This is a genomic window from Aeromonas popoffii, assembly GCF_000820025.1.
GTDB lineage: Bacteria > Pseudomonadota > Gammaproteobacteria > Enterobacterales > Aeromonadaceae > Aeromonas > Aeromonas popoffii.
Genome location: NZ_CDBI01000014.1, coordinates 1 through 14333, shown reverse-complemented (window position 1 = coordinate 14333; position 14333 = coordinate 1). Strand labels below are relative to the sequence as shown.

The 14333-nt window shown below is 65.5% G+C and carries 6 protein-coding genes; all 6 read left to right on the top strand.

Annotated elements, in window-relative coordinates; genetic code table 11:
* Positions 1–240: 240 nt before the first annotated feature.
* From BN1129_RS02345 to amoG, 6 genes are read left to right on the top strand one after another with little or no spacing between them, the layout of a single operon-like run.
* A complete protein-coding gene (locus BN1129_RS02345; protein ID WP_042034244.1) occupies positions 241–1404 on the top strand; it encodes an isochorismate synthase in 1164 nt (387 codons plus the stop codon).
* Positions 1401–3071 (top strand): (2,3-dihydroxybenzoyl)adenylate synthase, encoded by a 1671-nt coding sequence (locus BN1129_RS02340; RefSeq protein ID WP_042034242.1) that lies wholly within the window; start codon positions 1401–1403, stop codon positions 3069–3071. Before BN1129_RS02345 ends, BN1129_RS02340 begins: the two co-directional genes overlap by 4 nt.
* 23 nt (positions 3072–3094) lie before the next feature.
* Positions 3095–4006: an isochorismatase family protein gene (locus tag BN1129_RS02335; protein WP_042034241.1), complete on the top strand. Its 912-nt coding sequence runs from the start codon at positions 3095–3097 to the stop codon at positions 4004–4006.
* Positions 4003–7107: an amonabactin biosynthesis non-ribosomal peptide synthetase AmoF gene (amoF, locus tag BN1129_RS02330; protein WP_042034239.1), complete on the top strand. Its 3105-nt coding sequence runs from the start codon at positions 4003–4005 to the stop codon at positions 7105–7107. The genes BN1129_RS02335 and amoF overlap by 4 nt, the downstream gene beginning before the upstream one ends.
* A gap of 20 nt (positions 7108–7127) precedes the next feature.
* Positions 7128–7877: a 2,3-dihydro-2,3-dihydroxybenzoate dehydrogenase gene (gene dhbA / locus BN1129_RS02325; RefSeq protein WP_042034237.1), complete on the top strand. Its 750-nt coding sequence runs from the start codon at positions 7128–7130 to the stop codon at positions 7875–7877.
* 8 nt (positions 7878–7885) lie between these two features.
* Positions 7886–14161, top strand: a complete 6276-nt coding sequence (amoG, locus tag BN1129_RS02320; RefSeq protein ID WP_042034235.1) for an amonabactin biosynthesis non-ribosomal peptide synthetase AmoG — start codon at positions 7886–7888, stop codon at positions 14159–14161.
* The last annotated feature ends 172 nt before the right edge of the window (positions 14162–14333 follow it).

The following is a 14333-nucleotide window of genomic DNA, read 5'->3' as shown; positions in this document are numbered from 1 at the left end:
GGTTCCCGTTTTTGTCGCCGCCTCATATGGGGTATGGAATTTGTATTCATACGAGTAACCCCTTAGATGCCTGGCATGGCAGGCCGCCAGTGGTGCGGTTTGTCCAATATCCACAGATAAGTTCCAGTTTTATCGATATAAAAATCCCATTGACCGGGTGATTTCAAAGCGAGTATTTTACCGCCCCACAAATGCAAACTGATAATCATTATCATTTTGAATCATATTTGAGGGTGTAACGTGGATACTCTTGTGATGGAAAATAGCGCGCCTGCCCAGGCTGCGTCCCCGCCTGATTTCTTGTTTACCTCAGGTCAGGGCACGATCAGCGCCTACGACCTGGGTCAGCCTATCACCACGCCCGCCTGCGAATGGTCCTTGCTGGAGCGACAGATAGCGAGGGCGCTGGCGGCGGCCGAGGCCGCAGGGCAAGCGAATCCGCTGCTGATCGGCGCCTTCGCGTTCGACCCGGCCGACGCCTCCTGCCTCTATGTGCCCGGCCGTTATGAGCGGGGAGTGCGAACGCCCGCAGCGGAGCGTGCCGCCGAGACCAACCAGGTCATCTCGGTGCAGAGCACGCCGGCGGCGGCCGAATTCAAGGCCTCTGTCAGCTCGGCGCTGAATGCGTTTGCACAGGGTCACCTTGCCAAGGTTGTGTTGTCGCGCAAGCTGATCCTCACGCTGCACAAGCCTGCCGATCCCGAGCGGGTGCTGGCCCGCCTGATGAGCCAGAATCCCCATGCCTTTCACTTCTCTCTGCCGCTCGGGCAAGATCGCCGCTTGCTCGGTGCCAGCCCGGAGCTGCTGCTGCGGGTCAGCGGGGGCGAGGTCTTCACCCATCCGCTGGCGGGCTCTGCCAAGCGCTACGGCGAGCCGGAGCAGGACCGGCAGGTGGCCCGCGATCTGCTGGCCTCCCGCAAGGATCAGCATGAACACAAGTTGGTGATCGACGAGATCCGCCGGGTGTTGACCCCGCACTGCCGCGAGCTGGCCATTCCCGCCAATCCCACCCTGATGAGCACGGATACCCTCTGGCATCTGGGCACGCCCATCGCCGGCCAGCTGCATCCGGGTCAGGCTTCTGTGCTCTCCCTGGCCTGCCAGCTGCATCCGACCCCGGCCTTGTGCGGTTATCCCACCGAGCTGGCGCGTCAGTTTATCCGCGAGCAGGAACCCTTCAGACGGGCCCTGTTCAGCGGTATCGTCGGCTGGTGTGACAGTCAGGGTAATGGGGAGTGGGCCGTGGTGATCCGCTGCGGTGTGCTCGATGGCCATCAGGTGGAGCTGTTTGCCGGCGCTGGCATAGTGGCAGGATCGGATCCCGCCATGGAGTGGGCCGAGACCGGCACCAAGCTGGGCACCATGTTAAACGCCCTGGGCCTTGGCACTGAGGTGGCGCTATGACTCAGGCCAACCGCTTCCTGCCTTACACCCGCTGGCCCCGGGAACTGGCCGAGCAGTATCGTGCCAAGGGCTATTGGCGCGGTGAGCCCCTGACCATCATGCTGGATCGCCAGTGTGAAGTGGTGCCGGATGCCACTGCCATCCTCTGCGGTGAGCGCAGTGTCAGCTATCGCGAGCTGGATGAAGGCGCCAGTCGGCTGGCCGGACGGCTCGTTCGTCATGGCTTCAAGGTGGGCGACACCGCTCTGGTGCAGCTGCCCAATGTGGCCGAGTTCTATCTGGTGTTTTTCGCCCTGCTCAAAGCGGGGATTGCGCCGGTCAACGCCCTCTTTAGCCACAACCGGCTGGAGCTGGCCTCTTACGCCGAGCAGATCCGACCCCGGCTCTTTATTGGCTCGCTCGCCCATTCGTTGTTTGCCAATGGGGATCGCAACAGTGACTTACTGCGAGGCATAGGCGCCGAGCTGGCGCTGCTTGATGGCGAGAACGGGGAACTGGGGCTGACTCATTGGCTGAGTGATCAGGCCAAGAGCGAGGGATGGGCCGTCCCCGCCTATGGCCCGAGTCCGGCGGACGAGGTGGCCTTCTTCCAGCTCTCCGGCGGCAGCACCGGTACCCCCAAGCTCATCCCCCGCACCCATGACGACTATTACTACAGCGTGCGCCGCAGCGTTGATCTCTGCGGGCTGGGCCCCCATACCCGCTATCTGTGCGCCCTGCCGGCCCCCCACAACTTCCCCTTGAGCTCCCCAGGTGCCCTCGGTGTGTTCGAGGCGGGCGGCACAGTGGTGCTGGCGCCAGATCCCGGTCCCATGAGCTGTTTTCCGCTGGTAGCCCGCCACCGCATCAACCTTACCTCCCTGGTGCCGCCAGCCGTCGCCCTCTGGCTGCAAGCGGCCGAATCTGACCCGGCCGTGCGCAGCCAGCTTGCGAGCCTCGACGTGCTGCAGGTAGGGGGCGCCAAGCTGGCCGAGGCGGTGGCCAGAAAGATCACCCCGCTGCTCGGCTGCCGGTTGCAACAGGTGTTCGGCATGGCGGAGGGGCTGGTCAACTACACCCGGCTCTCTGACCCCGACGAGAAGATCATTCACACCCAGGGCTGCCCCATGAGCCCGGACGACGAGGTGCGCATTCTGGACGAGGCGGGCAACCCGGTCGCACCCGGCCAGCCCGGCGCCCTGCACACTCGTGGCCCCTATACCTTCCGTGGTTACTACCAGAGCCCGGCCCACAACGCCCGGGTGTTTGATAGCGAGGGCTTCTACTGCTCCGGCGATCTGGTGGTGCAAGACCAGGACGGCTACCTGACGGTGGTGGGGCGGCAAAAGGATCAGATCAACCGGGGCGGCGAGAAGATAGCGGCGGAAGAGGTGGAAAACCAGCTGCTGCACCACCCGGCCATCACCCAGGCGGCCCTGGTCTCCATGCCCGATAGCGCCATGGGGGAGAAGAGCTGCGCCTTTATCGTCAGTGCGGATCCCGGGTTAAAGCCGCTGGCCTTGCGCAAGTTTCTGCGCGCGCGCGGCGTGGCGGACTTCAAGCTGCCCGACCGTTTCGAAACCCTGGATGCCCTGCCCATGACGGCGGTGGGCAAGATTGACAAACAGGGGCTGCGTGCACGTATCGCCGAGATCATCGCCGCAAGCCAGCCCCTGACAACAGCTTAAAACTAAAAAGGAATCATGACGTTATGGCTATCCCAACCCTGAATAACTACGCCATGCCCAAGCAGTGGAAGGCCAACAAGGTCAACTGGACGCTGGAGCCCAAACGCGCTGCTTTGCTCATTCACGATATGCAGGAGTACTTCACCGCGTTTTATGGCGAGAACAGCCCGCTGATCGCCATGCTCACCGAGCGGCTGGCCGCGGTGCGCAAACAGTGCAAGGCCCTCGGCATCCCGGTCTACTACACGGCCCAGCCCAAGGATCAATCCCCCGACGATCGCGCCCTGCTCAACGACATGTGGGGCCCGGGTCTGAACACGCGCCCCGAGCTGCAACAGGTGGTGGCAGGGCTGCGCCCTGAGAGCGACGATAGCGTGCTGGTCAAGTGGCGCTACAGCGCCTTCCAGCGCTCCGAACTCGAGCCGGTGCTCAAAGCCCAGGGGCGGGATCAGCTCATCATCGGCGGCATCTATGGTCACATCGGCTGCATGATGACCGCCTGCGACGCCTTCATGCGCGACATCCAGCCCTTCTTCCTGGCGGACGGGGTGGCGGACTTCTCCCAGGCCGATCACCAGATGGCGCTCGACTATGTGGCGACCCGCTGCGGCAAGGTGATCCCCTGCGAGGAGGTGCTGGCGCTCGCTCCGGTTTCCGCTTTCGCCGCCCAGACCAATCCATTACTGACCTACGAGGGACTCAAGACGCGGCTGCTGAGCCATATCGATGAGGACGAAGGGGAGTTTGACCCGGACGAGAACCTCATCGACTACGGTCTGGATTCGGTGCGCATCATGTCCCTGCTCACCGAGTGGCGCGCCGCCGGGGTGGAGCTGGGTTTCGTGGATCTCGCCAAGCTGCCGACCCTTAACGGCTGGTGGCGTGTGATCGAAACAAAACTTGCCGAACAAAAGACCCTGGAGGTGACCCCATGAGTCGCTTCCCGCTGACCATACCCCAGCAGGGGCTCTGGTCCGGTCATCTACTCAACGACGACAAGGCGATGTTCAACACCGCCGAGTGCATCGCCTTTGATGGCAAGGTCGACGCGGCCGTGCTGGTGGCAGCACTCACCCGGGCTGTGGGTGAGTGCGAGGCGCTCAAGGGGCACTTCGAAGATGATGGAGAGGCGGTCTGTTTCGTCTCCTCCAATGCGCCACTCGCCTACGACGAGGTGAACCTTGAAAGCGATGACGAGGCTGCCGCCCGCGGCTGGGCCCGGGCCGATCTGCGCCGCCCGTTCGCATTGACCGAGGCGGCTCCCTGCCGCTTCGCCCTGCTGCGCGGCCCCGGCCGGGATTATCTCTACAGCTGCGTGCACCACATCGCGCTGGACGGCTTTGGCACCACCTTGCTGTTCCAGCGCCTCGCCGAACTCTATGGCGAAGGGCTGGCCGGGGCTGCGCCGTCGCCATCGCCGTTTGGCCTGCTGGATGAGGTACTGGCCGAAGAGCGGGCCCGCGAGGAGAGCGGCAAGAACGCCGCCGCTCGCACCTTCTGGCAGGCGCAATTGCAGGCTTGGCCCGAGGTGACATCCTTTAGCGACACTCGCGCCCCCATCGCCGCCGAATTTATCCGCGAGAGTCGCCCGCTGCCGACGGCGCTGTGGCAGGCGTTGGCCGGCTTTGCCGACGAACACAAGCTGGGCTGGCCTGATCTGTTGCTGGCCGGCCTCTCGGCCCAGCTGTCGCTTGCCAGCGGCCAGCAACAGACCCTGCTCGGCCTGATGATGATGAACCGCATCGGGTCGGCGTCGCTGACCGTGCCCTGCATGCAGATGAACATCACCCCGTTGGCGCTGGCCCTCGACGAGGGGCTGGATCTGGCGGGGGCCGCTGGGGCCGTGGCCAAGGCCAAGCGCGGTGTGCGCAAGCACCAGCACTATCGCTATGAGCTGCTGCGCCGAGACCTGGGCCTGGTGGGGGGAGACAAGCGATTGTTTGGCCCCCTGGTCAACATCATGCCGTTCGATCACGCCCGTCGCTTCGGGCCGCTCAGTGCCCATATCCTTAACATCAGCGCCGGGCCGGTGGAGGATCTCACCATAGAGGTGCAGGTGGGCGCCGATGGTCAACCCAGGCTGGATCTGGACGCCAATCCCGGTTGCTACCAGCAGGCCGATCTGGCGACTATCGCCGATACCCTGTTCGCTCTGCTGGGCCGCTGGCTGGCCCAGCCCGCCCAGACCCTGGGCACCCTCAAGGCCGACTGGCTGGCCGAGCAGCGGCTGGGATCCATGATCACGGCTCCCGCCCACGAAGTGATCAAGGTGCGCCCTGTGCTGGACGCGCTCAGCCACTTCGCTGCCCAGACGCCGGATAAGATTGCCCTGATACAGGGGGAGGCGAGCGTCAGCTACGAGGCGCTGTTGGCTCGTTGCGAGCAGATGGCAGCGGCCCTGCAGGCCGCCGGCGTTGCCCCCGGCGACAAGGTGGGCGTCATGCTGGCCCGCAGCCCCCAGGCCATCTTCGCCCAGCTGGCGGTGCTGCTGGCGGGCGCCGTCTATGTGCCGCTCGACCCCGAGCAGCCGCTGGAGCGCCAGGGCCATATCCTGCGCCTTGGCGAGGTCAAGACCCTGATCACCCAGGCGGAGTATCGCCACAAGCTGGCCAGCCTGTTTGAAGGCCGTACCCTCTTGGCGGGGGATCTGCTGAGCGACAACCGCTTGAATCAGCCAGCCGCCGGCCGCGCCGTCGCTTACCTGATGTTCACCTCGGGCTCGACCGGTCTGCCCAAGGGGGTGGCGGTCAGTCACGGGGCGCTCGATCACTTCGCCGCAGCCGCCCGCTGCCGCTATCACCTGGATGAAGGAGCGCGGATGCTGCAATTTGCCCCCTTCAACTTCGACGCCAGCATAGAGGAGGTATTCGCCACCTTAAGCGCTGGCGCTACCCTGGTGCTGCGCACCGACACCCTGCTCGAATCCATGCCCGCCTTTGTCGCCGGGGTGGAGGAGATGGGGATCACCCACCTCGATCTGCCCACTGCGTTCTGGAACGAGTGGGTGGTGGCGCTGACGGCGGGCCAGGCCCACATTCCCTCGGGATTGGCCACCGTCATCATTGGCGGCGAGGCGGTCTACCCCGAGCAGTTGGCCCAGTGGCAGCGGCAGGGTCGCGCCGACGTGCGCCTGTTCAACACCTACGGCCCCACCGAGACCACTGTGGTAGTCACCACCCAGGAGCTGCAGCAGGAAGACCCGAACCAGACCCAGCTGCCCATCGGCCTGCCGCTGCCCGGCATGCAGGCGCTCATTCTGGGGGCAGGGGATCAGCCAGCCAGCGAGGGTGAGTTGGTGCTGCTCGGCCCGCAGCTTGCCAACGGCTATGTGGGTGGCGAGCAGGGGAGCTTTGAGACCCTTCGGGTCGGTGAGCAGGCGCTGCCCGTCTATCGCACTGGCGACAGGGTGCGGCGGGTGGCTGGCCGCCTGGTCTATCTCGGTCGGCGCGACAACGAGTTCAAGATCAGCGGCTATCGCATCCAGCCCGGTGAGGTGGAGGCCCAGTTGCTGGCCCTGCCCGGGGTGGACGAGGCCTGCGTGCAGGGTATTAGCCTTGGCAGCGTGCGCCGGCTGGTGGCTTTCGTGGCAGGGCCGGAGCGTGACAGCCGGGCCATCAAGGCGCAGCTCGCTAAGGTGCTGCCCGCCGCCATGATCCCCACCGACTATCGCCACTATGACCAGCTGCCCCGCACCTGCTCCAACAAGCTGGATCGCAAGGCCCTGCTGGCTCAGTACCAGGGGGGGGGCGAGGCGCTACTCCTTGGCAAAGAATCCCTCGGCAGCGAGACGGAGAACCGGGTTGGCGCCATCTGGCAGCAGATCCTGGGGCTCGCCACCATGGCGCCTGCGGACAACTTCTTCGAGCTGGGTGGCCAGTCCTTGCAGACCATACAGATAGTGAATCGGCTCGGTGCCGAGTTCGGGGTGCAGGTCAAGGTCTCGGATGTGTTCGATCATCCCCGTCTCGATGACTTCTGCCGCTTCCTCGACGGCAAGCTGACCGAGGATGAAGAGAGCGTGGAGATGGTGTGGTGATGAGCAAGGAGCAACAAGCAATGGCCTTTGATTTCAGTGGCAAGCGGGTCTGGGTGACCGGGGCCGGCCGTGGCATAGGGCGCGAGGTGGCGGAGCAGTTCGTGGCCGCTGGCGCCGCCGTGGTGGGGCTGGATCTGGCGTTCCCCGAGGCAGACTACCCCTATGCCACCCGGCTGCTCGACATCGGTGATGCCGCAGCGGTCAACACCTGTTGCGCAGCACTGCTGGCAGACGGCGGACTGGATGTGCTGGTCAACGGAGCCGGGGTCTTGCGCCTCGGTCCCACCGAAGCCTTGAGCGATGACGACTGGCACGACTGCATGACGGTCAACGCCAGCGGCGTCTTCTATCTGCTGCGGGCCCTGGTGCCCCACTTCAAGACGCAGCGGCGCGGCGCCATCGTCACCATCGGCTCCAACGCGGCCCATGTGCCGCGCATGCAGATGGCGGCTTACTGCGCCTCCAAGGCGGCGGTCACCAGCCTGACCCAGACGGTGGGGCTGGAGCTGGCCCCCTTTGGCGTGCGGGTCAACCTGGTGTCGCCGGGCTCGACGGATACCCCCATGCTGCGGGGCATGCTGCCGGACGAGGGGGCCATGGCCCGCACCCTTGCCGGGCTGCCGGATCAGTTCAAGCTCGGTATTCCACTGCGCAAAATCGCCACCCCGGCGGAGATCGCCAATACCGTGCTCTTCCTGGCATCCAGCCTGGCCAGCCATATCACGCTGCAGGATCTGGTCGTCGACGGCGGCGCCACCCTGAGCGCCTGAGGTAAGTGATGAACAATATGATAACGCTGCTAAAACAGCTGGAACGCCAGGGGGTCAGGTTAGCCCTCAACGACAAGGGGCAGCTGGTCTCCCAGTCGAGCAAGGAGGCGCTGACCCCCGCCATTGGCGCCACCATCAAGGCGCACAAGGATGAGCTGGTGCGCTGTCTGGCCGCCCGCGCCGCCTTCGAGGCGCCCATTATTGCGCAAAGTGAAGCGCAAGGGGCCCTGCGCGGGCCGCTCTCCTCCTCTCAGAGCGGACTCTGGTTTATCGAGCAGTATGAGGAGGCCTCCCACCTCTACAATATGCCGGTCTATTTTCGCGTACACGGCGAGCTGGATACGGCGGCGCTGGCGTTCGCCTTCGATCACCTCTTTGCCCGCCACCCCAGCATGCGCACCCGTTTCGTCAAGGACGAGGCGGGCAGGGGGGCTCAGGAGATACTGCCGCATGTTCCCTTCACCTTGCCCGTTGAAGACGTCAGCCAGCAGCCGCAAGCCGAGCGCGAGGCCTATGTGGCCAGGCGGGTGCGCGAAGAGATAGGGCGCCCCTTCTCCCTGACCAAAGGAGACCTCAGTCGGGTGCAGCTGATTCGCCTCGGCGAGCGCGAGCACGTGCTGCTGATCACCCAGCACCACATCATCTCGGACGGCTGGTCGGTCAAGAACATGTTTGCCGACTTGAAGCGCGCCTTCCTGGCCCATCAGAACCGGGAGCCCTTGAGCGTGCCCGAGTTGCCGCTCACCTATCTTGACTATGCCCACTGGTTCAACTCGCCGCGCTTTCTCGACTATCACGCCGAGTTCAAGCCGTTCTGGGTTGACCGCCTCGGTGGCAGCCCCGAGGTGCACGGCCTGCCGCTCGACAAGCCGCGGCCAGCCCATCAGGCCAGCGGCGGCGAGCTGGTCTTCTCCACCATAGACAACGCCCTGTGGGAGAGCTTCAAGCGGCTGTGCCAGCGCCACAACACCTCCAACTTCATCGGCCTGCACGCCCTGTTTGCCCTGTTGATGGTGCGCCAGAGCGGCGAGAAGGAAGTGGTCATCGGCACGCCGCTCGCCTATCGTGAGCGCCACGAAATCGAGTCACTGGTGGGCTTCTTCGTCAATACCCTGGTGCTGCGCACTCAACTCACCGGCAAGCCCAGCTTTGTCGACTACCTGCAGCAGTGCCGGGAAGAGGATCTGGCGGCCTTCGATCACCAGCTCTACCGCTTCGAGGCGCTGGCCGAGGCCATCGGCGCCGATCGTACCACCGCCATCAACCCCATCTTCCAGATCATGCTGGTCTATCAGGCCAAGGTAGATTTCAACGATCTCATCCCCGGCTGCCAGCTGGTGGAGGAGACCTCCCCCGTGCTGCCTGCCAAGACTGACATCTCGGTCAAGGTGACCGAGCTGATGGACTCGGTACGGGTGGACTGGTTGTTCGCCACTGCATTGTTCGAGCGTGGCACTATTGAACGTTATGCGGACCGGCTGCTGCACCTGATGCGCGCCGTGGTGGCGGCCCCCGAGACCGATATCTGGCAACTGCCGCTGGAGGCAGGTAAAGACCAGGCGGCGCTCGCCGCTGAGCTCGCCAGCCTGCCGCTGGATTACCCCAGCCGCGACACCCTGCTCTGCCATATCGAACGGCGGGCCGCGCAGTTCCCGGGCGCGCTGGCGGTGAGTGACGGCGAGGGTGCCCTGAGTTACGGCGAGCTGGAAGAGCGCGCCAACCGGCTGGCCCACTGGCTGTTGGCCCGAGGCGTGACGCATGGGGCCGCCATCGGCATCCAGGCCAGACGGGATATCGCCTTCGTGGTCGCCCTGCTCGCCAGCTGGAAGGCGGGGGCGGCTTATGTGCCGCTGGATCCCGCCTATCCCGCCGAGCGGCTGGTCCATATCCTGAGCGACGCCGCCATTGTGCTGGTGTTGGGAGGGGAGCCGGACGCCCGGCTCGCCGAGACCCTTATGGACACAGATGTCGGTTACCACAACCTGCATCGGCTGGCGCTGGATGGACTATCAAGCAAGGCTCCCGCCATCCCCCGGGACGCCGCAATGCTGGCCCAGATCATCTACACCTCCGGCAGCACAGGCCTGCCCAAGGGGGTCATGGTGGAGCAGGGCAGCCTGGTCAACCTGATGGCAGATCATGCAGAACGCATCGCCCTTGATCAGAACGGGACCATGTTCAACAGCATGTCTCTGTCGTTCGATGCGGGCAACATGACCACCCTGCTGCCACTCTACTGCGGCGCAGCCCTGCATTTTGGCGAGCCGGGCGAGGGGGCCATCACGGCCGCGATCAACTGTGGCGCCAGCCATATGATCCTGCCCACCGCCCTGCTGGCGAACCTGTTGCCACCGACCGATCTCGGTTCCCTCAAGGCCATCGGCTTTGGTGGCGAAGCCTGCCCGAGCAGCCTGGTGGAACGCTGGGGAGAGCGGGTTGCGCTCTACAACATGTATGGCCCGACCGAGTGCACCGTCACGGCGCTCTGCGCGCGGCTCGTGCCGGGGGCGCCCATCACCATAGGCCGGCCCGTCAACAACCTGAAGGCGCTGATCCTGGACGAAGGGGGCAACCTCTGCCCGGTGGGGGTGCCCGGCGAGCTCTGCCTGAGTGGTCTCGGCCTTGCCCGCGGCTACCTCAATCTGCCTGAGCGAACCCAAGAGGCTTTTATCGAGCTGACACTTGATGCAGACACGGATACCCGCACTTATCGCCTCTACCGCACCGGCGATCGGGCGCTGTTGCGCCGCGACGGCAATATCAGTTATCTCGGTCGGCTTGACGAACAGATCAAGCTGCGCGGCTATCGCATCGAGCCCGGCGAGATAGAGACGCAAGTCGCCGCGCTGTGCCCGGCCATTCGCCAGATCAAGGTGGTGGTGCAAGACGGCCGCCTGCTGGCGTATGCCTGCCTGCATGCGGGGGCGCGCGAGCCGGACGGCGAGGCCCTGCTGCAACAGGCGGGCGAATGCCTGCCCGAATACATGGTGCCGGTGCGGCTCTGCTGGCTCACCGAGATGCCGCTTACCCCCAATGGCAAGCTGGACCTGCGCCGCCTGCCAGCCATTGACTGGCAACAGAGCAAGCGCGAGCCACAAAGCGAGCTGGAGCAGACGGTGCTCGCCATCTGGCAGGGGGTGCTCAAGCAGCCGCTTGGAGTGGAGGATGACTTCTTCCGCTTGGGGGGTGACTCCATCCTCAGCATCCAGCTCACCACAAGGCTGCGGGATGCGGGGCTGCACTGCAGCGTCAAGGACGTGTTCGAGGCCAAAACCGTGCGCCGTCTCTGCCGTCAGCTCGGCCAGCAGCAGGCGGTCAATCACCAGACGGAGCAGGGCTGCCTGACAGGCGACTTCCCACTTCATCCCATCCAGCACTGGTTCTTCGAGCAGGGCTTCGCGAGGCCGGGCCACTGGAATCAGGGGGTGATACTGCGCCTGCCCGCCGGGGTGGATGATGCCGCCTTGCATGGCTGGCTGACGACCCTGCGCCAGCATCACGACGCCCTGCGCCTGGCCGTGACACCGGGCGGCCAGCGCTATCTGGCCGAGCTGGCGCTGCCATCCTTGCCGACCCTGGATGCAGGGGCACTCGGCGCGGCTGAACTGCAGGCCCGCCTGACCGAACCGCAGGGGGATCTCGATCCCGCCAGCGGCCACACCCTGGCTTGGGCCCGCCTGCGCAACCTGACCATCGAGGGTGAGGCAGAGCCGGTGGAGGGGCTCTTCCTCGCCTTCCACCATCTGGTTATCGATGCCGTCTCCTGGCGCATTCTGGCCGAGGATCTCGCCCGGGTGAGCAGGGGCGAGCCCCTGCCCGCCAAGGGCAGCAGCTATCGCCAGTGGGGTGAAGGGCTGGCCGCCTACGCCCTGCGCGAAGAGGATCAGCTGGCGTTCTGGCTGGCCCAGGGGGAGGGCAGCCAGCGAGGCCTGCTGGAAGCGCAGCGCGCCGCCGATGGCCGCGCCGCCGCCAGCCTGCTGCAACTGGACAAGGAGACCACGGCCCGCTTGATTGACCCGGCCAATCAGGCCTTCTTCACCCGGGTGCCCGACTTGTTGCTGGCCGCCCTGACGCGCACCCTGAGCGATCTCGGTTACGGTAGCCGGCACTGCGTGATGCTGGAAGGGCATGGCCGTGAAGCGATAGACGCCGAGCTCGATGTGAGCCGCACCTTGGGCTGGTTCACCAGTACCTATCCGCTGGCGCTGGCCGATGAGCCAGAGTGGGATGCGCTGGTGTGCGCCACCAAGGAGCGGCTGCGGGTCGTGCCGGACAAGGGGGTGGGCTTCAATGCCCTGCGTCTGCACCATCCCCGTGGCTGGGAGCTGCCCGAGGCCCTCATCGTCTTCAACTACCTGGGGGTCAGCCATCAGGCATCACGAGCGAAGGGTGCCGCAGGTCAGCCCTGGCAGCCTCTGCCCATGGCGCCAGGGGCGCCCACGTCGCCGGACAACTTGCCGCGCGAGCTCATCAGTCTGCACGGGGGCATCTATGACGGCTGCCTCACTCTGCGCCAAGTCGGCGCCCTCAACCAGCAAGGGAGCGACGCCCTGATGGTGAGATTGGCGGCCAACCTGCGTGCCCTGGTGGATCACTGCTGTGGGGTGAGCGCCCCGCGCCACACCCCGAGCGACTTCCCGGGGCTTGGTCTCTCGCAAGCGGCGCTCGACCAGGTGCTGAGCGGGCGCGAGGTGGAGACACTGTTGCCCATGACGTCCTTGCAGCAGAGCATGCTCTATCACAGGACGCTGGCGCCTCGTGACACGGCTTACCATCTGCAGACCGAAATGGCGTATCGCCAGCCGCTGGACCTGGCCGTCTACCGCCAGGCCTGGCAGGCGCAGATCGCCCGCTGGCCGGCCCTGCGCAGCGAACTGGTGCTGGCGGATGGGGTGGCACTACAACGTATCCTGTGCCATGCCGAGCTGCCATTCCACTATCAGGATCTGGTGGGGGATGAGCAGGCCGAGGCGCGCATCGCAGCCTATCGCCAGCAGGATCTGGCCCGCCCGATCCCGCTGGAACAGGCTCCCTTGTTGCGGGTCGCCTGCTTCAAATTGGCGCCCGATCACCACAAGGTTATCTTCAGTGCCCACCATGGCGTGCTGGATGGCTGGAGTGGCCCCGTGCTGCTGGGCGCCCTGCATCGCTGCTACCAAGCTCTGATGAACGGCCTGCTGCCGCACGCCGAACCGGATGGGGCCTGGCTCGAATTTGGCCGTCATATTGCCAGCCAAACCCGCGCCAGCGAGGCCTACTGGCAGGGGCGCGCCGAGCTGCTGGCCCGGCCCAACGATCTCTCCCGCCTGTTCGGTGTGGCGCTGGAGCCGCAGCTGACACAGCACAGGCCTGCGGTGTGCGGCCAACCCCTGGCGCCACACGTGTCGGCTCAACTGGAAGCCCGTGCTCGCGAGCTGGGGGTGACCACGGGCTTGCTGGCCCAGTATGCCTGGCATCGCCTGCTGGCGCGCTGCTGTGGCGACGACATCACCCTGGTGGGCAACGTGACCCCGGGCCGGGATTTCCCCATCGAGGGGATCACCGAGAGTGTTGGCCTCTATATCAACAGCCTGCCGCTCGCCCTGGATTGGCGCAGCGAGGCGACCCTGGCCGAGCATATCGCCCGGCTGCAGTCGGACCTGATGGCACTCAATGAGCACGGTACCCAGTCGCTCGCAGCGCTGACGCAGGGCAGGGCCCGTCTGTTCCAGAGCCTGTTCGTGTTCGAAAACTACCCTGTGCTGGCGCAGCCGGAGCAGCCCGAGCCCCATCAACTGGTGCCGCACTTCGGCGCCGTGGTGGAGAAGGTAGAACTGCCGCTCTCCCTGGTGGTGAATGCCCGAGGGGGCCAGCTCAGCCTGCGCCTCGAGTTCGACGGGGATCTGATCCCCATGGCGCAGGCAGACGCTGTGCTGGCCGCCTGGCTGGCTGAACTCGGCTGGCTGGCGGGGGCGAACCTTGCGCTGCCGGCCAGACTCGATGAGATGAGCCTGCCTGCCCCTGTGACAGGGCGCTCCGCCGCGCCAGTCGCCAAGCCCTGTCCGCCTGCGGCCCGTCCGCTGGTGGCCCTGTGGGAGCGGCAATGCGGTGTGCCCGGTGTCTGGCAGCAGACCCTGTGTGAACTTGGGGTGGATTCGGTGCAACAGCTCGCCCTGCTGGCGGCCCTCAATACCGCCTTCGCCGGCGAGCGTGCACCACTCACCCTGCGAGATCTCAAGGCCCACCCGTCCCCCAGTCGGCTCTATCAGCACTGGCTGGTGCGGCTGCCCGAGGAGGTGCTATGACTGCCCTGAACCAGGTTGACCAACCTTTCGTCAAACAGAAAGCCAATCGGGCGGTGGGCTCGCCGCAAGGCAGGCTGACCACCGAGCAGACCCTGAGCTCGCGCCTGGCCAATTGCCTCGCCGCCACCCCGCTGGCCCCCGCCATCGGCATGGGCGGGGTCGGTATGAGTGA